21 protein-coding genes, 1 tRNA gene and 3 pseudogenes are annotated in these 21,913 nt (G+C 46.4%); 13 read left to right on the top strand and 12 right to left on the bottom strand.

Translation table 11 applies throughout. From position 1 onward, the window contains the following. The first annotated feature begins 61 nt into the window (after positions 1–61). Positions 62–135: transfer RNA gene (locus HPL003_RS00590), tRNA-Arg, on the top strand. Positions 136–259: 124 nt separating this feature from the next. Here HPL003_RS00590 and HPL003_RS00585 read toward each other — a convergent pair. Continuing rightward, a complete protein-coding gene (locus HPL003_RS00585) occupies positions 260–1,603 on the bottom strand; it encodes a 6-phospho-beta-glucosidase (RefSeq protein ID WP_014277683.1) in 1,344 nt (447 codons plus the stop codon). Positions 1,604–1,774: 171 nt separating this feature from the next. On the opposite strand from HPL003_RS00585, the gene HPL003_RS00580 reads away from it, so the two are divergent. Further along, positions 1,775–2,743, top strand: coding sequence for a LacI family DNA-binding transcriptional regulator (locus tag HPL003_RS00580; protein WP_014277682.1), 969 nt, complete (start codon positions 1,775–1,777; stop codon positions 2,741–2,743). Between the two features lie 77 nt (positions 2,744–2,820). On the opposite strand, the gene HPL003_RS00575 is transcribed toward HPL003_RS00580, so the two are convergent. After that, positions 2,821–3,735, bottom strand: a complete 915-nt coding sequence (locus HPL003_RS00575; RefSeq protein WP_014277681.1) for an arginase family protein — start codon at positions 3,733–3,735, stop codon at positions 2,821–2,823. A 106-nt stretch (positions 3,736–3,841) separates the two neighbouring features. Between HPL003_RS00575 and HPL003_RS00570 the strand changes: the two genes are divergently transcribed. Together HPL003_RS00570 and helD are read left to right on the top strand one after the other, a co-directional pair. Further along, a complete protein-coding gene (locus HPL003_RS00570; RefSeq protein ID WP_014277680.1) occupies positions 3,842–4,183 on the top strand; it encodes a winged helix-turn-helix transcriptional regulator in 342 nt (113 codons plus the stop codon). Between the two features lie 401 nt (positions 4,184–4,584). Further along, positions 4,585–7,001: pseudogene (gene helD, locus HPL003_RS00560) on the top strand (RNA polymerase recycling motor HelD). A 580-nt stretch (positions 7,002–7,581) separates the two neighbouring features. Here the strand turns inward: helD and HPL003_RS00550 are convergent. Beyond that, the gene (locus HPL003_RS00550) at positions 7,582–8,289 is read right to left on the bottom strand and encodes a tyrosine-type recombinase/integrase (protein ID WP_014277677.1); all 708 of its coding nucleotides are present in this window, start codon (positions 8,287–8,289) and stop codon (positions 7,582–7,584) included. After that, a pseudogene (locus HPL003_RS27165) lies at positions 8,286–8,501 on the bottom strand (Tn3 family transposase); the annotation flags it as partial. The gene HPL003_RS00550 and the pseudogene HPL003_RS27165, both read right to left, overlap by 4 nt. A gap of 41 nt (positions 8,502–8,542) precedes the next feature. Here HPL003_RS27165 and HPL003_RS29515 point away from each other — a divergent pair. The 4 genes from HPL003_RS29515 (at position 8,543) to HPL003_RS00530 (ending at position 11,704) form a co-directional block, all read left to right on the top strand. Continuing rightward, positions 8,543–8,809: a metal-sensing transcriptional repressor gene (locus HPL003_RS29515; RefSeq protein ID WP_043922267.1), complete on the top strand. Its 267-nt coding sequence runs from the start codon at positions 8,543–8,545 to the stop codon at positions 8,807–8,809. A gap of 271 nt (positions 8,810–9,080) precedes the next feature. Next, entirely contained in the window at positions 9,081–9,815 is a 735-nt protein-coding gene (locus HPL003_RS00540) for an SDR family NAD(P)-dependent oxidoreductase (RefSeq protein WP_014277674.1), read from the top strand. Between the two features lie 75 nt (positions 9,816–9,890). Continuing rightward, on the top strand, positions 9,891–10,490 hold the full coding sequence (locus HPL003_RS00535; protein WP_014277673.1) for an NADPH-dependent F420 reductase: 600 nt from the start codon (positions 9,891–9,893) through the stop codon (positions 10,488–10,490). Positions 10,491–11,149: 659 nt separating this feature from the next. Next, on the top strand, positions 11,150–11,704 hold the full coding sequence (locus HPL003_RS00530) for a TetR/AcrR family transcriptional regulator (protein ID WP_014277672.1): 555 nt from the start codon (positions 11,150–11,152) through the stop codon (positions 11,702–11,704). Between the two features lie 255 nt (positions 11,705–11,959). Here HPL003_RS00530 and HPL003_RS30135 read toward each other — a convergent pair whose 3' ends face one another. From HPL003_RS30135 to HPL003_RS00520, 3 genes are all read right to left on the bottom strand, one after another. Beyond that, positions 11,960–12,094, bottom strand: coding sequence for a hypothetical protein (locus HPL003_RS30135; RefSeq protein ID WP_014277671.1), 135 nt, complete (start codon positions 12,092–12,094; stop codon positions 11,960–11,962). 614 nt (positions 12,095–12,708) lie between these two features. Then, positions 12,709–12,975: a hypothetical protein gene (locus HPL003_RS00525; RefSeq protein ID WP_043922266.1), complete on the bottom strand. Its 267-nt coding sequence runs from the start codon at positions 12,973–12,975 to the stop codon at positions 12,709–12,711. A gap of 527 nt (positions 12,976–13,502) precedes the next feature. Further along, positions 13,503–14,105 (bottom strand): TetR/AcrR family transcriptional regulator, encoded by a 603-nt coding sequence (locus HPL003_RS00520; RefSeq protein WP_014277669.1) that lies wholly within the window; start codon positions 14,103–14,105, stop codon positions 13,503–13,505. A gap of 163 nt (positions 14,106–14,268) precedes the next feature. Here HPL003_RS00520 and HPL003_RS00515 point away from each other — a divergent pair, with 163 nt between their 5' ends. Then, on the top strand, positions 14,269–15,294 hold the full coding sequence (locus HPL003_RS00515) for an aldo/keto reductase (protein WP_014277668.1): 1,026 nt from the start codon (positions 14,269–14,271) through the stop codon (positions 15,292–15,294). 509 nt (positions 15,295–15,803) lie between these two features. Here the strand turns inward: HPL003_RS00515 and HPL003_RS00510 are convergent. The 4 genes from HPL003_RS00510 to HPL003_RS00495 form a co-directional block, all read right to left on the bottom strand. Next, positions 15,804–16,085, bottom strand: coding sequence for a GNAT family N-acetyltransferase (locus tag HPL003_RS00510; protein ID WP_014277667.1), 282 nt, complete (start codon positions 16,083–16,085; stop codon positions 15,804–15,806). Positions 16,086–16,087: 2 nt separating this feature from the next. Further along, the gene (locus HPL003_RS00505; RefSeq protein ID WP_014277666.1) at positions 16,088–16,330 is read right to left on the bottom strand and encodes a (4Fe-4S)-binding protein; all 243 of its coding nucleotides are present in this window, start codon (positions 16,328–16,330) and stop codon (positions 16,088–16,090) included. 150 nt (positions 16,331–16,480) lie between these two features. Continuing rightward, entirely contained in the window at positions 16,481–16,726 is a 246-nt protein-coding gene (locus tag HPL003_RS00500) for an NADPH-dependent FMN reductase (RefSeq protein WP_043922265.1), read from the bottom strand. A 253-nt stretch (positions 16,727–16,979) separates the two neighbouring features. Further along, a complete protein-coding gene (locus HPL003_RS00495; protein WP_014277663.1) occupies positions 16,980–17,573 on the bottom strand; it encodes a TetR/AcrR family transcriptional regulator in 594 nt (197 codons plus the stop codon). Between the two features lie 160 nt (positions 17,574–17,733). Here HPL003_RS00495 and HPL003_RS00490 point away from each other — a divergent pair, with 160 nt between their 5' ends. The 4 genes and pseudogenes from HPL003_RS00490 (at position 17,734) to HPL003_RS29510 (ending at position 21,335) form a co-directional block, all read left to right on the top strand. Next, positions 17,734–18,627 (top strand): ketopantoate reductase family protein, encoded by an 894-nt coding sequence (locus tag HPL003_RS00490; RefSeq protein ID WP_014277662.1) that lies wholly within the window; start codon positions 17,734–17,736, stop codon positions 18,625–18,627. A 157-nt stretch (positions 18,628–18,784) separates the two neighbouring features. Next, on the top strand, positions 18,785–19,774 hold the full coding sequence (locus tag HPL003_RS00485; RefSeq protein WP_014277661.1) for an NADP-dependent oxidoreductase: 990 nt from the start codon (positions 18,785–18,787) through the stop codon (positions 19,772–19,774). Between the two features lie 301 nt (positions 19,775–20,075). Next, positions 20,076–21,075 (top strand): annotated as a pseudogene (locus tag HPL003_RS00480) (IS4 family transposase); the annotation flags it as partial. A gap of 20 nt (positions 21,076–21,095) precedes the next feature. Further along, positions 21,096–21,335 (top strand): Rha family transcriptional regulator, encoded by a 240-nt coding sequence (locus HPL003_RS29510; RefSeq protein ID WP_081473775.1) that lies wholly within the window; start codon positions 21,096–21,098, stop codon positions 21,333–21,335. 276 nt (positions 21,336–21,611) lie between these two features. Here HPL003_RS29510 and HPL003_RS00475 read toward each other — a convergent pair whose 3' ends face one another. Continuing rightward, positions 21,612–21,905: a YciI family protein gene (locus HPL003_RS00475; RefSeq protein WP_014277657.1), complete on the bottom strand. Its 294-nt coding sequence runs from the start codon at positions 21,903–21,905 to the stop codon at positions 21,612–21,614. Positions 21,906–21,913 lie beyond the last annotated feature (8 nt).

Raw genomic sequence — 21,913 nt, 5'->3', positions numbered from 1 at the left:
AACCTGAATATGATATAATAATCAATGCGCTGAATACATAAGGTTTTACGAAATACATTTTGTCCCAGTAGCTCAGCTGGATAGAGCAACGGCCTTCTAAGCCGTCGGTCGGGGGTTCGAATCCCTCCTGGGACGTATAACAGCAGGTTCATCTACATTCTACGTGGATGCTAAATAAAAAAACGGTCGTGATCCCATCCGAAATGAAGGGAGACGACCGTTTTTCATATGTCCGGTACGGACAGCGTGTTTTATAAATTTACACCGTCGCCTTCGCCTTATTGGCAAAAAATTGCGGCAAATGCTCTTTATGTGCTTCCAGCAATTCATCCAACACGGTTTGAGCAATGTCACCGCTTGGAACGAGCGGATTCAGGGTGAAGGCTTGCAGTGCGGTTGCGTAGTCGCCAGTGACTGCCGCTTCAATCGTCAGCTCTTCCATCGCCTTCATGACTTGCAGCAAGCCGCGTTGTGCAGGTGGGAATTTGCCGAAGTTTACAGGCTCCGCACCATGCGCGCGAATCACACTGGTAATTTCAATCGCGCTGTCATAAGGGACATCATCAATCGCTCCATTATTACGTGTACTGACAACCATCAGTGTGCCTTTGTTGTTATAGATCGAATTAATAATTTCACAGGCTGCATCGCTGTAATGGGCACCGCCACGTTTGGATAATTCCTCTGGTTTGTAATCCAGATTCGGATCTTTATACAGTTCAAACAGGCTTTCTTCGAGACGTTTGACGACTTGACCCCGAGTTCCTTCGTTTTTGGCTTCCTCTAATTCTTCCTTCAGCATGTTGTCTGTCATGTAGTAATACCGATGGTAAGGGCAAGGCAGCATTTTCAATTGACGAACCTGATCATAGAGGAAACGCATGTTTCTAATATTTTCAACGACCTTTTCCGGTTTTGCGCCGGGCGCGTACAGTCCTTCAATCACTTGCTCCGTTAATTCGGCCCCTGTTTTGTCATATACTTTATGCCAGTGAAGGTGGTTAATTCCTGCAAATTTAAAGAACAGCTCTTCTTCTGGTTTGTCCAGCACAGCCGATGCACTCTTGATCGCGCCGATTGGAACATTACATAATCCGATGACTTTGTCCCATTGACCATAACGAAGCACCGCTTCGGTGACCATACCTGCAGGATTGGTAAAATTAATCAACCAAGCATTTGGACACAATTCTTTCATATCTTCGACGATACTAAGGATAATGGGAATGGTACGGAAGGCTTTGAACATCCCGCCGGCACCATTGGTTTCCTGACCGATCATACCGTGTTTTAACGGAATACTTTCATCCTTAATCCGGGCTTCAAGCAAGCCTACCCGAAACTGTGTCGTTACAAAATCGGCATCCTTCAAGGCTTCCCGACGATCCAGCGTCAAATGTACTTCGCAATCAATGCCTGCGGCCTTCACCATCCGTTTGGCCATGGCTCCCACGATCTCCAGCTTTTCGCGTCCTGCTTCAATGTCTACCAGCCACAGTTCCCGAATGGGAAGCTCTTCATAACGTTTGATGAAGCCTTCTACTAATTCTGGTGTATAGCTGGAGCCTCCGCCAATGGTTGCAATCTTTATGCCTTTTTTCATGGTTAGTGCCTCCTGAGTATGTTTTTTTAAACCGCTTTCTTAAGCTCAATTTCACTGTAATCCCTGTAATGCATTACAGGTCAAGCGTTTTTAAAAAACTTATTTTGAAAGGGTGACAATTAGAGGACGGGACCACGAACATGCTAAAATAGAAAGAACGAGGTGAGAAATGTGGCGAATATTCATGAAATTGCAAAGCTCGCGGGTGTATCCTCGGCTACGGTGTCCCGTGTCATTAATAACCATCCGTACGTAAGTGAACCGACAAGACAGCGTGTGCAGGAGGTCATAGACCGACTGGATTACGTTCCTAATTTAAATGCGGTATCTTTAAAAAAGGGCATGACCAAGCTCATAGGGATTATTTCAATTTCTTTTAATGATTCATTGGGTTTATTTGTGCGCGGCTTTACTACGTATGCTCAGGAGCATGGCTTTAATATAGCGCTGTTTATTACGAATGGAGTAAAGGATCGGGAGCTGGAAGCACTGGAAATGCTGCGGAGAAAGCAACTGGATGCTTTGGTTTGCATGATTCGTGTCAATGAGTGGAGTGTGATTGAGCACTACACCAAATATGGCCCAATTGTGACGTGGCAGCGGGTGAACATCGAGACGATTCCGTCCGTATTTATGGATCAGTATCAGGGGTACATGCTTGCGCTGGAGCATCTGTATGCCAGAGGCTATCGCAGCATTGTGAATGTATATGGGAACATGAGGGGGCTGAATACGAAGGAGCGCATTCGGGCCTATCATGATTTTTGCAAAAAATATGATCTGGACGCTGAGGCCTTTCCGCATTTTTATGACTTGAATTCAATAGAAGCGGGTGAACAAATTGCTCACTGGTGGGGAGAACAACCCCACAAGCCGGATGCTTTCGCTTGTTCTACCGATTATTTGGCTGCAGGCCTTTTGACCGAAGCACGTAGGCTTGGTGTTTCTGTACCGAGTGATGTTGCAGTGGTGGGCTTTGATAATACCGAAATTTCGCATTTGCTTGATTTAACCACCATTCATTACCCGATTGACAAGCAAGCGGAAAATGCATTCATTATGATTCGAAATGCTCTTGAGGGACTTCATGAAGCATTACATCCTTTGGAGTTCAATTTAGTTGAGCGAGCGACCACTTAAGTGAACTGTACCCCGAATTTTGGACATATAATATAATCATCCAAGATTCGGGGTGTGGATTTTACTCTATAGTCAATTTACTTATTTAAAATAGGTATTTCTCCAAGCAGATTCTTCAAGTTAATAGAATCCCACGGCATATGCTCCGTTATACCTAATCCAACTACATCTGTTTCTTCAGATAGCTCTTTAATCAGATGAAGCAGTTGAGGCATTTGCATGGTTCCTGCAGGAGAATAATGATAAGGTGCTTCAGGGTTGGCGAATAATAAAGAACGAAATGCCTTGGGGTCAAGAACATCTAAATCAAGATGAATAGCCAGGTGCTTGATGCCGCTTTCCTTAATCCACTCTCTTATAGATTCAGTACTGTTCGTTAACTCTTGGGTTCCTGCAGTTCTAATCCCAAGTCTTTGAATGACTTCTGTATCTGGTTCTGTTGGAGCTATACCTAGTCTTTGAAACGCTTCTGAAATCACTTCTATTTCTTGCTCTGTAGGTGTTGCTAATCCCGCGATAAAGACATTTTCAGGTTTTAGAGGGATTTTCACATGTTTTGCGAACTCCTCATCTCCTTCTCCCAATAGATTTCCGAGCGGTAAAGTATGTCCGTTATCATAGCCCACATATCTAACTAAATCACTGTGAGCATCGATCCAAATTAAACCTAATTCCCCACCGTATCGTTCGTTTAAATAGGCAAAAGGGGCTTGCTCGACCAAGCAGTCACCACCAAAAATTACAATGCGATCTGGCTTATGAGCGTCAATGATATGCTGGGCAGCCTCTAATTGTTCAAGTAGCTGTTTTCTCCCATTCATACCGTTCTCGTTTTCCAGCGGAGTTCCATCATAAGCTTGCACTGGAACATGAATAAGGGGTTGATCATTGTCTGGAGCTAGCCAAGCAAGCAGTTCGGCTCCAAAAGAGTAGTTAGGATTGTATCCCCCTTGCCATTGTGGCATTAACAGGCGTATTGTTTTTTTAGTCATGTTATTCTCTCCTTTACTTCAAAAGTAAGGCTAGTATAAACTGAACACAAATAAAAACGTAGTACGCACTTTTTTGAAAGGTACTACCCGAAAGGATAGTGTAAATATGAGCATGGCTGAATTTAAAGGTAAAGTTAAAAATATTCAAGATACACCTTTTGGTTATACCGTGTCAGTTATTGGAGGTAAATGGAAAATGGTTATTATTTACCTCCTAGCAGAAAACCAACCGGTTCGCTTTAATGATCTGAAAAGACAGATAGGAGCTATTACTTATAAAACATTGAGTTCACAGCTAAAAGAATTGGAAGCGGATGGTCTGGTGAATCGGAAAGAGTATCCTCAAGTTCCCCCTAAAGTCGAGTACAGTCTCACAGATAAAGCGGAAACACTATTACCCGTTTTGGAAGGGTTATGTGAGTGGGGGACCAAAAACCAAAATAATTAAATCCGGTAGTGCTTAGATTAGGACAATGCTCTTTTCAAAGCAATACATGCTGCTCGCGCATGTACTTCAATTAATAATTGGAAATGGAATATAATGAGGAGGATGTAGCCCAAGCGAAGGCGCGGGAGCGTCTTTTTTATTGAACTAACGGGAGTTACTTCGCGGTGGTTTGTTTAAACAGTCCACAATCCGGGTCAGTGTTCAGCACTGCCGGGGGTAACAACAAAAAAAATAAATTGAACACAAATATACGCTATGATATAATCGATAGCACCATTGACGAATTTAAAAGTAAAAATAAATCCAATTTTATTTTTAATTTAATTGTACATCTGGAACTTTGATTTGTCAATGCTCTTTTTCATCCCAGAAAACGGAAAAAGGAGTGTGTTCAAGGAGAGATGGAAACGAAGGATTGGCAGCAGGAACAGGAGCGGCTGGAACGGGTCAGGAACAAGCTGCAGGCGAGAATCGCTGAACTAGAGCCGGAGGTTGCCGGACTGCGCGATCAGGCTGCGGACATCCGCAAGCGGTTTTGGGAAGATGTTACGATCAACACAAGCACCCATGAAGATTTCGAAGAGACCTTCTACACGATTAACCAGCAGTCGGCGGTATTGGCCGAACGGGAGCGCGGCCACAAGCTGTTGACGCAGCAATGGAAAAGCATGAACCGTCTGCTCCCGTCTCCTTATTTCGGACGCATCGACTTTCAGGAGGATGGCCTGGACCTCAGCGAGCAGATCTATATTGGCGTATCTTCCTTCGTCGACGAAGACGGATTGAGCTTTCTGATCTATGACTGGCGTACGCCAATCGCGAGCCTGTACTACGACTACTCCCCCGGCCGAGCGTCTTATGTCACGCCGGGCGGACGAATCGATGGGACGATGGAGCTCAAACGGCAGTTTCAGATTCAAAACGGGCAGATCTGCACATGTTTGACGCGAGCGAAACGATCGGAGATGAATTGCTGCAGCAAGTGCTCGGCAAAGGTGCAGACTCGCAAATGAAGAGTATCGTGGCAACCATTCAGAAGGAACAAAACGCCATCATCCGGAATGACAAAAGCCGGATGCTTATCGTACAGGGGGCGGCCGGCAGCGGTAAGACTTCCGCGGCATTGCAGCGGGTGGCGTACTTGCTCTACAAACACCGCCAGACGATCAGGGCCGATCAGATCGTACTTTTCTCACCGAATCCGATGTTTGCCAGTTATATCTCCACCGTCCTTCCGGAGCTTGGTGAAGAGAATATGCAGCAGACGACTTTTCAAGAATATCTCGACTATTGGTCAGGTTCCTCGTTACGGCCGGAGGATCCCTTTGATCAGATCGAATACGTACTGACCGCACAAGGAGCACCGGGATATGAGGGTCGTCTTCAGGGGATCGAGTACAAAGCTTCCGAGGCTTTCCTGCAAGCCCTGCAGAACTATGGAATGTGGTTGGGACGGGAAGGCATGCGATTCTACGGTATTCGGTTTCGGGACCGCGATTTGATTACCGCGGAGCGAATGAGAGCGAAATTTTACGGTTATGACCGTTCACTGCCGTTGTTCAATCGTGTCGTTCTCTTGCAAGAATGGCTGCTGAATGAACTGGCCTCGCTGGAACGCATGGAACGGGGCGCGCTTTGGGTAGAGGAAGAGTTGAATTATCTCGACACTGAGCAGTACGCGGAAGTCTTCGGAATGCTGCATAAAGAGAAGGAAGTCTTCGACGTTGCGGAACAATACGCCGTAGTTCGTGAGAAAATAAACAATAAGCGCCGGGAAGATGAAGGCGACTTTGACTTCGCCCGGAGAGAGGAAGATCTGCTCCGCCGCAGGATCGTGAAAGAAAGCTTTAAACCGCTAAGGAAAATCGTGAAGAAACTCTCGTTTGTAGATACCAAAGGCATATATGGCCAATTGTTTGTCGACGAAGCTGCTTATCGGGAGAAAACGAATGGGGCCGTCATTCCCCCGCTGTGGCCTGAAATATGCAGGCAAACCAGGGAAGCGCTACTCCAGAACGAGTTATTCTACGAAGATGCGACTCCGTATTTGTATCTAAAAGAACTGATCGAAGGCGTTCGGACGAACACGGAAATTCGGTATGTCTTCGTTGATGAGGGTCAGGATTATTCGCCGTTTCAATATGAATATCTAAAAAAGCTGTTTCCCCGTGCCCGGATGACGGTGCTCGGCGATTTCGGGCAAGCGATCTTCATGCAGGCCACAAGCCTGGACGCATCCGATTCGCCGCTGGTCCGCCTTTTCGGCGAAGCTGAAACAAGCTTTGTCTGCCTTGTACGCAGTTATCGTTCAACCAAAGAGATTGTTGAATTTACGAAATCGATGCTTCCAGGCGGGGAAGAAATTGCACCGTTTGAAAGAGGAGGCCCAAAACCACTTCTCACGAGACTGGACGGCGGGGAGAAACGTGATGTGCAAATTCTGGCAGACATTGCGGCGCTCATGGCCGAGGGCTTCGATTCCATCGCCGTCATTACGAAGACCGCAGCCGAAAGCCGTGAGGCCTATGAATCGTTACGGATTCATGGAGGCGAAGCTCTGCAGCTCATTACGAAGGAGACGTCAGGCTTTGAAAAAGTAGTGATGGTCATTCCCGTGTATCTCGCCAAAGGTGTCGAGTTCGATGCAGTCTTGGTCTATGATGCTTCGTCCGAAGCTTACGGCCGGGACAACGAACGCAAACTTCTTTATACGGCGTGTACGCGGGCCATGCACCGGCTTCATCTTTACACGACGGGCGATTGGTCGCCGTTCGTGCAGGCATTGCCTGCGTATTTGTACGAGAAAGCGCCATATTGACGGATCGGGGGTGACGTCGCAAATCACTTCCCACGCCGCAAGCGCGGGAGCGGACGCGAATCCACTGAGTGCCGTCGTCGCGGGTTGTGGCGACACGTTCTTCCTGCCCGTATGCATCGTGACCGCAGGTGTCGCACTGTCGCTCCTTCTGCATAAACCGAAGCAGCAGGAAGAAGACGGAACCGCTGGCGAGGATAATCCGGACCCCGCGATGATGATAGGTCACTAATCACGAATCGGCTCCGATTCGCTCGTCTGCAAATAGCCTTGGCCGTTAGTCGGCTAAGGCTATTTTTTTACTGTACGCCCACCTCAAAACTTGGAAACATACGATAATAATCCGAGTGGGAAGGGGGCGTTCTTTGAATGTGACCAGTAAGTGCTCTGGCATGTTATGCACGACGAAAGATGAGATTCTTCCGGGGCTAGCTTGTGTAGAAAATATGTTCAGCCTATAAAGGTATACCTTTAAGGCCGGTAGAGGACGAGAAAATTATAGTAGAGTGATGATATCTCATTAAGCTAACGGGCAGAATAGGGGTAGTACCAGCGTTGCTGACACCACCCGCAAACGAGTGGATTAAATAGGGAATTTATTAATAACCTCGTTATATTCATTTTGTGCATCGGTAATCGCCAGCTTTGAATAAACTTCTAACGACTTTCTGCTTTCATGACCAGAATAAGGTTGAATCAGCGCGTCATCAATGCCCTGCTTTTTTAGCCAGGTTAATAGAAAGTGACGTAATTTATGAGGAGACAGGTTTTGAGATAATTTGGCTTCCTCTGAATATTTGGCCAATATCTTGCGGATTCCCCTGTCCGTGTACTTTTTCTTCCATGAGGACTCAAACAAATAGGCAGCTTGCTTCTTTTTCATCGAATCTGCGTGCATGGCCAGTAGTTCTTTGAAAGTATGAGGAAATGGAACAATGCGATCTTTGCTACCCTTTCCTTTGTTGATTCGAATCTGGCAGTAAAGAAAATCGATGTCTGCCAGCTTGATGCTGATTAACTCACTGACCCTGACACCTGTATACATAAGGGTTTTCACGATCATCATGTCCTGAAAATTCTTGGCCTTCCAAACCACTTCATAGTATCTTTTTAATTCTTCTTCTGTCGGCACGTAAGGTAGCTTCTTTGATGATTTTGGAATCTCAATTTCAAGCTCGCTCCTTAATTGCTGAAACAAACTCTTTAAGTAAGCATAGTCCGGATGTTCAGCGCGAAGATATTTCGCCAGTTCCCGGGCTTCCTTTTTTGCGGATACGCGTTTTTCAATCACGCCAGTTCATCTTCCAATGGAATTCTATCCTTCATGTCCAGTCGGAATGTGCCATATGGATTAACGTGTGTATAAATTAAGGGTGTCACCGCACGTAAATCTTCCGGTGTCATAAGATCAAACCACTTCTTCTCCGATAAAACATTCTGGAACATAATGGTACTAATGTAGACTAAGCAATTTTGCAGCAGATGAAGAAATAAACAATGGAGGATGATTATGAGCAATCAACCAAATCATCACAATCACGCGCATGAACACAAGTAAACGAAAACAAATCGTTAACCGATTAGCAAGAATCGAAGGTCATGTGAAAGCTGTAAAGAAGATGACAAATGAAGGCCGTGATTGTTCAGAAGTTTTACTACAAATCGCCGCAGTGCAGAAAGCATTAGACAATGCGGCCAAACTTCTCCTCAAGGATCACTTGGAGAGTTGTGTTGTGGACGCTGTACACCACGGAAATCAAGAAGAGGTACTGTCCGATCTAAATAAAGCATTAGATAATTACATTCGATAGGAAGTGGTTGCTTTGGCAAATGATCTAACGATAGCTGACACCACTAACCGGGTGGTGTCAGCTACGCTGGTACTACCCCAAGTAGATGACTGCAATTTTTTCTGGCGTCAGCTCGCATGGTCGCCTTGACAAACGGATCAGTGATCCAATACAATTGGATCGCTGATCCGAATACAGTAATCGGTGACTGGATCAGTGAAATCCATAAGATACAGCAATCTGTGCAAATGGGCCAGAGATGCTGTCCAACACAACGAAAGGGTGAAAATTCATGGGAAAGCTTGAAGGTAAGGTTGCAGTCATCACGGGGGGCGCTACCGGCATCGGCCGCGCCGCAGCAAAGCGATTCATCGAGGAGGGCGCCTTCGTCTTCATCTTCGGCCGCAGACAGGAAGCGCTCGACGCCGCTGTGGCCGACCTTGGGCCCAATGCCCGCGCGGTGAAGGGCTCGGTCTCCGATCTGGCCGACCTCGACCGACTCTACGCGGCGGTGAAGTCCGAGCGCGGAACTCTCGACATCGTCTTCGCCAATGCCGGGGCGGGAAGCCAGCTTCCGCTCGGCGAGATCACCGCTGAGCACATTGACGAAATCTTTGACACCAATGTGAAGGGTTCGATCCTCACGGTCCAGAAGGCGCTACCGCTGATGGGCCAGGGCGGTTCGATCATCCTAACGGGATCGAGCGCTGGCACCACGGGCGCCCCGGCAATGAGCGCCTACAGCGCGAGTAAGGCGGCAGTGCGCAACCTCGCGCGGACCTGGGCGGAGGACCTGAAGGGCACCGGCATCCGGGTAAACGTGCTGTCGCCCGGAGCGACGGCAACCGAGCTCGCGAAGGAATCGCTAGGCGAGGAGGGCCAAAAAGTCTTCGCCTCGATGACTCCGCTCCAGCGCATGGCTGATCCGGCGGAGATTGGGGCGGTGGCCGCCTTTCTCGCATCATCGGACAGCAGCTTCATGACCGCCAGCGAGGTCGCCGTCGACGGCGGTCTAGCGCAAATCTGACACGCTACGCCCGGCCGGTCACTCCATTCGATATTCGGAGCCCGTAGGGCGTGGTAAACCGAAGGAGAGGAATATATGAGCTACGCAATTATTGGCTTCGGCAAGATCGGCCAGGCTCTTGCTAAGGCGTTTGCCCGAAGCGGCATCGAAGTATCCGTTGCAACCACTCGCGACCCGGAAAGCTTTGCATCCGCTGCGGCCGCGATCGGACCAGAGATCATTCCCCAAAAATTGGCGGACGCTGTTAAGGCGGACATCATCTTTTTGGCTGTCCGTTTCGAGTCGTACCCGGATGTCGCGAAGGCGCTCCCCACCTGGCAGGGGAAGACCATCGTCGATGTGACCAATGCCTACGGTGTGCCCCCTGAGGAACTGGGAGGACAGCCTTCTTCCAAGTTCGTCGCGCAGGCCTTCACTGGTGGACGATTGGTCAAAGGCTTCAACCATTTGGTGGCTGCCGTCCTTGACCAAGATCCGGCCGTTCATGGTGGCAGGAGAGTCGTGTTCCTGGCGAGCGACGATGATGGCGCAGCAGCGGAGATTGGTGCGCTTGCGGAAAATCTCGGTTTCGCGCCGATCAAACTTGGCGGGCTTTCGGAAGGCGGACTGCTTGCACAGGCGCGCGGAAATAGCTGGGGGCAACTGATCTTTAAGGATTTGGTCAAGCTCGACTGATGAATCGTGATCGCAAATTCCGATGCAATCCTGCCTCGTGGACAAAGGGCAGCCACAGTTTGATTGAAGCGAGGGCGACGCCGGTAGACAGACGCTTGCCGATCATCTGGCGTGAGGGTCGGGCTAAGGCGCTGCTACACCATCCGTGAACAAATGCGAAATGATGCAATTGGACAAAAGTTGAAAGGCTATGACGACCAAGGAAGAAATGATGGAGATACTGACGAGGAAGATTGAATTTGATATAATGATAATGCAGCACATTGGAGTTGATATTGGATCATGGCTGGTTCCTTAGGGATTCGGCCTGCCCTCGATCCATAATAAAAGCCTGGCTTTTGGTTTACCACATGCTAGCCTTCGGTATTCTTATGGGATAATGTTACGTAAGCAATACTAACGTTTCAATTTCGCTTGGCTGGGAAGAAATGAGAGGTCGCTGATCAATACCGATTAGAAGAACAGTTAAGATCCATTCTCTTTGACACTGAAAGATATATTAGCTTTCGATGGAATGTCCCAAAAACAAATCTTTTTGTGGTTTTTACAGATCAAGTTATAACTAGGCGTATGCCGAGAAAAGTCGCGTATCGGGAACGCAGGGAAAATCAACGCCTGATCGTGACAGTAAGCTTTCGCTATTTGAGTGGGGTGAAAACATGATGCGAGCCGACGCCAGAAAAAATTACAGTCATCTACTTGCAGTCGCGCGTGACGTCCTCGCCGAGCATGGTGTCGATGCGTCCATGCGAGATATCGCCCGCCGGGCCGACGTCGGGTTGGCCACATTGCTTCGTCATTTCCCGACGCGGGAAGCCTTGTTCGAAGCGTTGCTGTGTACGAATCTGGAGGCACTGACGCAGAAGGCAGGCGAACTCGAAACGTCGAAACCACCTGACGAAGCGCTCGTGTCCTGGGTTCGCGAACAGGTGGCTTTCGTCCAAAGCTATAGCGGCGTTGTCGCCTTGATGGCGAGCGCCCACGCGGACCCGGACTCCGCGCTTTACGCTACATGCGCAGCGGTGCACTCAGCGGGCGAGCGACTATTGCTCCGAGCTCAGACCGAGGGAACGGCGCGCGCCGATATGAATGGGGACGACTTGTTCGCCCTGATATCGGCGCTCGGCTGGCTTGTCGACCAACCTTCATTCGCGCCACGGACCGATCATCTCTTCAATGTTATCACGAGCGCCATCTATGCTACCGGAAAATAGTACCCTCCCTGGAGGTCTTAGAGTCTTTCATTGTCGAAATGAAAAGCAAATTTAAACCTGAATAATGTCCTGCAGTTGGGGGCATGCCTCCTTCAGATCGATGCATAAATAAAATCCCGCCAGTACTGGCGGGATTTTATTTTGCTAGGACGAAGCGCCATATTATTATAGCTGAATTGAATCTTTACTTGCGTAATTTTCGGTTGCGTCTGCGATACTTTGTGTTTCGCTTTAAACTTCTTCTTGATTGCATGTTTAAATCGGGTGGACACAGAGGCAGCTGCAGGCGAATTCAACCGTTTCTTTCGCACCCTGGAAACCCTTGGACCAAGGAATCCCCTTTCCCCATTCGACTACGTGATTCACCATTTCCATCCATTGTTGTTGCATTTGTATTCCTCCTCATTATGATTTTGTTACAATATTCTTTTGTCAAAATCTTTAAAGACTCCTAACAGAGATGCGAGAATTTTAAATTTTTTGATGAATCATATCGTATCCTTCCTTATAAGCACCTCCGATTCTGTATATTCCAGGATTCCATTGCTACTGTGTTTAACCATTCAGGAGCCTGTTTTTCCCGTTATCTAAATAAAGCGAAAAGTTCAAAGTTTACTCCAAAAATCTCAAAAAATATGAGTACCGCAAAAAATTAGGCAGAACTGGCCAACGTGTTACGCGGGGAGCTCGCTGGCTTGGAGGCTTGATCGAGTTATTTTATTCCTATCGAGCGAACCGGTTGGATTATTTAGCTGCCTCTCGATTCGTCCAAGGCAGGTACGTGCACCTTCCCGGGTTAACCATTGCTCCACCAGGGACAATAGTTACTACAGGGTCTAAATTTTTTCTGGGAGGGATAAGTCCGGCAATCGTTTCGTTGTCTTTTCAAAAAGAAAAGGCCCTCTTCAATTCGAAGAGGGCCTCTTACCAGTATCAAAACGTTTCGTTTATTATCCATTCCTTGCTTACACTAATCTATCAACATTGGAGTACCTTCTATTGGTTTAATTAGTATTATCGATCAGCTGCTTGGCTGCATCTACCGTGGGAAGCTCAATAGAGCGCTTCGTACCAAAGTCTACCCTATAGCCATCCTCCATTCCATACTGCAAAATAGAGTAGCCCTTATGCTCCTCGATCTTCGTATAGGTATCCGGAGTAGCCAGGGAAAAGGAACGTAGCATCAGCAATTTTATCACCGATGGCCAATTCCACGTCGGCCGTCCCGAGTTGAGACACTTCGTAAATGTTCCCCAGAAATTCAGACTCATCGGTAATTTCGCCTACTTCAGATAAAACGACTTTATCCTTTGGGGGATACTGCTGCAGTGGTTAATACGCGTTGTAGGGGTTTACGTGTTATGCATTTATCTAGGGCGTATGGCTTTCGGTTGCTATTGACTTACTCATGCGTGCCGTTTTCTTGCTGTTGCGTTTCAAACGAATATTTCGGAACCCCCCCTTGGATCAAACAATCACGGTTCGTGATTCATGATTTAACTTGGGATTCCTCGAATTTAACATTTTTATCCAAATGTTTGCGGGTGGTGTCAGCTACGCTGGTACTACCCCGAATAGCGTGGAAAATTTTTATTTTGAAGCACCGAAGGGTGCTTCAGAGGTTAGTGGAAAACAATAAGTCTCCCCCCCATGCGTGTTTTTTTGTATTATCGTTGCAATTTATTGTTCAAAGCCCAGGCCAAGAAATTTAGAAAAGAACTTGTATTGAAAATCGTCGTAGCCTGCGCTGAATGATCTGCATCTCTTAGACGTCGCCCAATTTGAGTCTCATATGTTGTCAGCTTCCACTAAAATGAGGGGAAAGGCAAGGAGATCGACGGATAAATCGAGTCAGCATCAAGGCAATTTCTTCAGGGGGGAGCGTTCGACCGGTTACGAACCAATGCTGAATTAACCCGAACTGGCCAGTGCCCAGATAAGCAATGATATAACCAGCGGGTTGATCAGACCAACTCGATTGGGGGTGATCTTGCTTGAGACTTTCGTACATACGGGTTCCGACCAGGTACTGTAGTCGCTCTCTGAACTCAATGGGGACGGAGGAATGGAAAATGGCCTTGAAAAAAGAAGAGTGATGTTGCAAATACCGAAAGGCTTCGGCAAAAGCTGGGAAAGGCGATCTCTCATCCGAATGCTTAAACAGATGACCCAGCTGAATGGGCTCGAATATTTCCAGCAAGCCACGCATCCATTCCGATTGCTCGATTAGGTCGTAAATATCTTTGTAATGCAAATAAAAGGTTCCGCGGTTAATGCCGGCTTTTTGCGACAGATTTTTAACGGTTAATCCCTTGATCCCCTGATTGTGTAGGATGTCCATCAGTGCCTGTTCGATGAGCTTTCGGCTCCGAACCACCCGCAAATCTGTACTTACGTTCATTACTCATACTCCTTTCGATATCAAGCATATTGTACTGTTTTTAAATAATGTTTTTTATTGAACAGATCGACAGTCTTGTTGATTGTTCCGAACGATTGAGCTTATTATAATAAACCCCATGACGTATATCAACACGTGTTCATTAGAAGGGAGAAGGATATTGATGCAATATCGAGATTTAGCGCGCACCGGGATTAGCGTGAGTCAATTTGCGTTGGGAGGGGGTGTTTTCGGATCGCTTGCTGGTAAAGAAGAGGGGGGCCGTATCATTCACGAAGCGTTGGATGCCGGCATCAACATAATCGATACTTCCAACCGTTGTGGGGACGGAGAATTGGAAAGAATCATTGGTGAAGCGATTAAGGGCAAACGGGAAAAAGTTATTCTGGCAACGAAATTCGGGGCTGAACCGAATGACGAGCGGAATCAAAGCGGCGTTTCTCGTCGCTGGGTTCGACAAGCGGTCGAACAAAGTCTACTACGGCTGCAAACAGATTATATCGATCTGTATCAGTTGCATCGTCCGTTTGGGGACGTTGCTTTCGAAGAAATTTTGGGCGTATTGAGCGATCTTGTCCAAGAAGGTAAGATCCATTATATTGGCACTTCCAACCATCAAGCCTGGCAGTTGTCAGAGTCACAAGCAGAGAGCGAGCGCCGCCACTTGGAGCGTTTTGTCAGCGAACAATCTCCGTACTCAATTCTTAACCGAAGCATAGAGATGGATATTGCCGAAGTCGCTCGGCGTCACGATGTTGCTTTGTTGACTTACAGTCCGCTAGCAGGTGGTCTTCTGACAGGCAAATATGTGTCCGGTAGCGCGGCGGAGAGTGGGTCGCGAGCGGCACTATTAAAGGGAGCTTCCGGCCGCATGCTCGATCCTGAATTACCTGAAAATGCGCAAAAGTTCGCGATCATCGAAAAGTTGAAGCATGTAGCCGACCAGGCAGGAATGCCGCTGGCCCATATGGCTGTAGCATTTGCCCAGACTCATCCGGCTGTCACTTCAATTATTGTGGGGCCGCGCACACCAGAGCAATTGAAGCAATATCTAGCTGGAGCGGATATATCGCTTAGCCCCGAATTACTGGACGCCATAGATGCGATCGTTCCTCCAGGGAGAAAAACGGACAACCAGGATCCAGCTTGGACGCCGGAATGGCTGCATCCTTCCCGGCGCAGACGATAAAGAGTTAATTACTTCTTAGAACCAAGATTAAAATATCGGGAAACTTCAGCAACAAAGAAATGTAAACAACAGCAGCCGGTATTCAGGCTGCTGTTTTTACAACATGGATCGTTCCAGAACTGATGACGATCCTTTTTTTGTATATCTTTAAGGAGGGTGTAGAACAAAAAATACTATATTAGACTGATGATGTCTCCTTAAGCTAACGGGAATGTTAGCTTAATGAAAAAGCATCATCGCGATTAACTGAGGTCTACAATTAGTGGATTTAATAAGGATCGTTGCAGAAATGCAAACGATCCTTTTTCTATACCTTTACGGACGGTAGAGAACGGAAAATGGAATTCATATTTATTCGGCACGATCATGGAGAACATCTCAACGATACTTTATTTTCTTCTGACAGTACGGGGATCGATTGACAGATAAGAGAAGAGCCTGAGAGAGACGAAGAAGTCTCGTACCCTCAGGCTCTTCTCTTATTATTGTCATCATTATATTATTAGCGATTATTTATGGAGAACATCCGCGTATTCGGAGAGACGTTCGAATCGTCCCTTGGCAAACGGGCATAAGGGTAAAATCTTAATACCGTTTTCCCGCGCGTATTCCACCATAGCTTTGACCAGCTTATCGCCAAGCCCTTGTCCTCGGTAAGCATTTTCGACCAAAGTGTGATCAATAATGTAAAGCTCTGGACTTGAGATTACATACGTCATCACCGCAGCAATGCCGCCGTTATCTCGAATAAGAAATCTTTTATTAGCGGTATCATGATCTACAGTATGCATGTTCATCCCTCTTTCTTTGTTGAATATTCACCGTCCAGACGTCTATACGTCAGTGCTCCGCTTGGGCAGGTATCAATATGTCGGGCAATTGCCTCCATAGTGTCAGCATCGGGATTAACCCAAGGACGCTTGCTTAAATTAAAAACACCAGGGAGGCCTTTTACGCAAATACCAGAATGAATGCATACCTCCGAATTAAACATTACCTCGATATCTTTACCGTAGTATACTTTATGATTAGTCATAATTCCTTCACATCTTTCACTTATAAGTTTGTTTAAAGACCAAGATTCATTCTTCGAAAGCTGTCAGAAATCTTTCCAAATAGCGAAGCGTTGATTCGTCGTCCAATTCTCCGGTGGTTTCATTCGGTTTTTCGTGTTTTTTCAAAACGCTTAGAATTCCCATGTTGTATTCAGGGTGACAATCAGTACACCGTCCGCTTTTCGAATGCTTTCTTCAAATTCGACAACCGACTGGGGATAGCCTTGGCTCTCGATGTCAGAATTATAAAGAGGAATCGTTGATAAGTCAACGTGATGAATCTCCCAATGCTTTGGCGCAAGCTCTTTCACAGCCTTTAACACCCTTCTATTGAAAGAACCTTCACGAAGACTTCCGCATATGGCAGTGATGCCCAAACAATATTAACAGCAAGTATGGGATTTTTCTCGGCAATAAACCCTTGCTCAATGGCCTTTGTAACTCAATTTTCGCAGCAACGAATTAACCTAAACACCTTGCGTCTGTAGGCGTTGAATCAATCTATTTACTTCTCTTGATAAAAAACACCTTCTTCGTTTGGTATCATGGATGTGTTGAGCAGCCATGCAAACAAAGAGAGATGTGTAACTTATGGTACACCATCGTTCCCTATCTGACCAGTCTCGTTTTTCATCTGTATTCATCGCCATTGCGATACAGCCCCAGACCGTTCATTACATAGGGACGAACAATGTCTACAAGCACATCGGTTCGATCCTTCTCCTCGACATTCAACCAATAATGCGCAGCGCCATAGATCGCTGAACCTGTCATGGCCGCCATGATTTTTATATGATGCCTGTCCGCCCCATGGGGGGTATCCCCTTTCAGAAAAATGCTCTCTATGGTTTGCTGCAGCATTTTCTTTATTTTTTCATCGACAAGCGTAGCCATCGAATTGGAATCCATTCTGCAGATCCGATAAAAATCCACGATGTATTGGTGCGTCAGCAAGATCAACTGGTCACATATTTCATCCGTAAACTCCAGTGCATTCGCCACTTGCTCAGGAATCATTTCATGAAAAGCCTGTTCTGTGACTTCGTCAAGCAAAGCATATTTATCTTCAAAATGGGCATAAAAGGTGGCGCGGTTAATGGTTGCTTTCTGAGCGATATCTTTGATGGTGATTGCATCAAATCCTTTTCTCCGCAACAAATCTCTGAACGCTGCCCTAATTAACTGTCGTGTGCGCAACACCCTCGGATCTTCCTGATTTACCATTTCTATATCTCCTTGTTAAACATCAATTATCACAATGTGTTGCCTATGCAACTTTCATCTAACTCTGCCGGTTGAAATCATAAGCATGCGATATTATTATCTTATCAAACAGGTGTTGCTTAAACAATCTGTGACTAATTCTATGAAAGGAAGGATCATATTGAACACCAAACCACATAGACTTTTGATATTTGGCGCCGGCGTGATTGGTAGTGTATATGCACTACGATTAGCACAGTCGGGACTGGACGTCACTATACTGGCACGAGGAAAGAGACTGGAGGCGCTGAAAAGGGACGGCCTGCAATACAACGATAATGGATCGATAAAGAAAATATCGATCAACACGATAGAAAAGCTTGATAACGACGACATTTATGATTTTATCTTTGTTCCAGTACGATATGATCAGGCCGAATCTGCCCTGTCTGCGATCAAGCATAATCGGAGCAAGACCATCGTCACCTTTACCAACACCATTGGATATGACTCTTGGCTTGAAATCGTGGGCGATCGCTTACTTCCGGGATTCCCGGGCGCCGGTGGAGACATCAAAGAAGATGTTCTATACGCCCAATTCGGTTCCGAAAAACATCAAGGAACCATTTTTGGTGAAATAAATGGATTAACGACCGAAAGAGTGAAAGAGCTTGCCCAAATATTTGAATCGGTGGATTTGCATTATGAAATCCAAAAAGACATTCAAGCATTCCATATTTCGCATACTGCGTTGGCTATCGTCAACAAGCATTTCTATACGAATGACGTAATGGTGGATATAGAGACGGCAAGAAGTGTAAGCACTCTAAGCAAGATCGCCGCAGATATTAAACAAAACATTCACCTGGTAGAGCAAGCCGGAATTCCGGTAATCCCACCCGAAACGAAGGCAATGGGAGAATTGCCTGACAACGATATTATTTCCCGTTACCGCCAGATGCTGAGCAATGACTTCATAATTGATGTAAAGCTTGGGAACCATGCCATCAGCCAAAAAGCAGAAATAATGTTATTAGACGAGATGTTTCATAAAATGATATCCGACCGGCGATGACATCACCTTAGGCTCCATAAAGGACGGGAAACGGTTGATATTCCCTCCCCAGTGGGAAAGCAATTTACGGATAATGCAAGGATTTGGCCCAGTTAACACACTAGAAACAGCGACAGTTGAAAAATCAACGTATGTTCAATTTAAGAGGAGGATAATCATGAAAGCTATTGCTTTGACAAGCTTTGGAATCCCCGAAGTGCTAGAGGAACTGGAAGTGCCAATCCCCGCACTCACCGACACACAGGTTCTCATCGAAATGCGCGCCTCTTCCATCAATCCCGCAGATATTTTATTTCGCAGCGGCGCGATACTTCAGAGTCCGATGGCGGATAAATTTCCAGCTCAATTTTTTCAATTGCCGCTTGTTCTTGGTAATGAAGTAGCCGGCATTGTAAAAGAGGTTGGCGGAAAAGTGCGTCATTTCAAGCCGGGGGATCGTGTCATGGGCATGGTTCAGAGGGGTTCCTACATGGACTATGTTGCGGTGGAGGAAGATCTTCTTGCCGTTATTCCTGAGAGTCTTTCCTTCGAAGAGGCAGGCGCCGCGCCTACGGTTGCCCTGACAGCTTGGCAAGCGCTGTTTGAGCATGGCCGTCTTCAACCGGGACAACGCATCCTTGTTCAAGCCGGCGCCGGAGGAGTGGGACATGCGGCGGTCCAGTTGGCCAAGCAACATGGAGCATATGTTATCGCAACCGCGAGGGACTATAATCATGATTTCGTCAAAGGACTCGGTGCTGACGAGGTGTTCGACTACACGAAAGTCGACTTTGCCACCCAAATAACAGATCCTGTTGATATCGTATTGGATTCCGCTATGGACCAATCCACTTTCGGTACCGGGTTACCGGGAGAAATCGGAAAGAAGAACTACTCGGTCATCAAGGATGGCGGGACCTATATTTCAGTGGTGGCATTCGCGATCAATCAATATCCGAAGGTCCGCGACATTGCCGCATGTTTCTTCCAGGCAAGACCTAACCGTACCGATTTTGAATCCATTGTTCGCCATATGAAAGAGAATAAATTGAATATCCATATCGATGAGACCTATCCCTTTACTGCTCAAGGCCTGCTTCAGGCGTATCACAGAAGCGAAGAGCTGCCGAAACGGGGGAAAATCGTCATATCGAAAAACATGGGATAAACCTCTTGCTTAGTGAGATGAGATGTCTCAAAAGTAAGTTTGCGCACTTGACGGATAGCTTGCCAACTCCAGCAATGGATGGCTGATTTGCCCTTGTACATCAAGGGTTTGTTCGGCAATTTTAGCTGCGAAAATCGGTTTGAATCATTGTAGTTACTTGGTTTTTAAGAGGTTAAATAACCCTCTTGCAAAATAGAAAAACACCGCTTCGCTTGGTAAAGTGAGAGTGTCGAGCAAGCACTACCATACAGAAGAGGTGTCCTCTATATGATAGAGCAAAAGAAACCAATTGATCAACTGCCAAAAGAACTGGCTCCGTTTGCTGGAGAGCAGCAAAGGCGAATCATTCCCCAGAAAAGATACGGTGTATCGGTTTCTCAATCACGGCGGGTACGCGTGGCGACGTTTTTTGCTATCGCTAAGCAGCGATACCGTACAGCGAGTCGAAAACCTAACTTCGGGAACATCGGGAGACTGCTTTCATCTTTGACGATTCCATGTTCGAACGCAATCGGAGTAAAGCCGTAGAAATGCTGGCGCGCTTCAAGGACCATGCGACAGGGAGCTACTATAAAGGTTTTCGCATGCTTACGATGGGCTGGTCCGACGGTCACTCGTTTATCCCCATGGACTTTGCCCTGCTTAGTTCCGCGAAATCCGCCATTAACGGGATGATGCAGGGAATCGATAAGCGTACCCCTGGCTACAAACGTCGTGAAGAAGCTCTGCGATCCGCCCCTCAAGTCATCGCCGAGATGCTGGATCGCGCTATTCAAGCCGGCGTTTCCGCGACATATGTCCTGATGGACAGTTGGTTTACGCATGCGCCGCTGATTCAAGAAGTAACCCGTCGTGCGTTGCATGTGATCGGCATGGTAAAGAACGATAACAAACGCTACTTGGTGAATGCACAGCGACTGTGTCTGCGAGAACTATATACTGCTGCGACTCGTGTCGAAGGCAAAAATACCAACATCCTACGTCAAATCCGGACGGAACTGGCTCCAGATATTCCGGTGACAGTGGTATTTGTCCGTCATCGTTCCAAGAAAAACGAGTGGCTCGCTATTCTCTCGACCGATCTGAGTTTAACTGCTCAGGAGATCATCCGAATTTACAGAATGCGGTGGGATATTGAGGTCTTCTTCAAGTGCGCTAAATCGCTGCTGCGACTTCAAAAAGAGTTTCAAGGTCGTTCATACGATTTGCTCGTTAGCCATACGACAATTGTGTTCACACGCTACGTCCTGCTTGCCTGGCAGCACCGCCAAAGTACGGACCAGCGGTCCATTGGCGGTCTCCAGATGTGGAGGTCATAAGGCTGAATCAACGAAATCCTGTAACCCCTTTTGGATGGGAGATCAAACAAAAACTGATCGAGAAAAGAATGGATCAGAAAACGTTTTGCACTACATATCAAATTCCGGCTTCCAGATTGTCCAATCTCATTCACGGGACACGCAAGGCCAAAAGATATAGAAAACAAGTATCCGATTGCTTGGAATTTAAGAATAATGTATGTTATCTATTTTTGAAAGCTCGGTCTAAACATAAGTATTAATAAAATCAATAACTCCAATCAAATCCCTGGAGAAGAATAAGAGAAAGGAGGGGCGTTCTTCTTCCTAAAATGTAATGAAAAAGAGAGCCTAGAGGATGCGTGGTATTTTGATGTGCTGGGTGTCAAAAGAAAATAAAGTGTTAGACTAAGCAAATAAAGTTGTAGACTGAGAAAATAAAGTATTAGACTGACAATACTTCCCCAGTCAGAATAAAAAGCAAGAAGGGACTACCACTTAACCCGTGAGAGTCCCTTTTTGTATATATAGTTAATTTTTCACTTAAGCAACTCCTCTAATTCAGGATATGAAAATGCCACATCAATTTCAGTGATGGTATAGTTCATATAACCGCCTAAAAAGAGTGGTTCATTTTGAATAATAACTTTTGCCTCTTCATTGGATGTTACCGCTACATAAATACCCCCAATGCCATTGAAGTCGCCAGTACCAACTAATAAGAACTTACCGTTTTCAGCTAAATTTTTAAAATATTCCATATGTTGAGTCAATAGAGCTGGATCGTCAGGTAACTCTTTACTTAGATTAGTGATAATTAGTTGATTTTTCATTTGGATCC

This window comes from Paenibacillus terrae HPL-003 (assembly GCF_000235585.1).
In the GTDB taxonomy this organism is placed as follows: domain Bacteria; phylum Bacillota; class Bacilli; order Paenibacillales; family Paenibacillaceae; genus Paenibacillus; species Paenibacillus terrae_B.
This window is presented reverse-complemented; position numbering and strand designations above follow the sequence as displayed.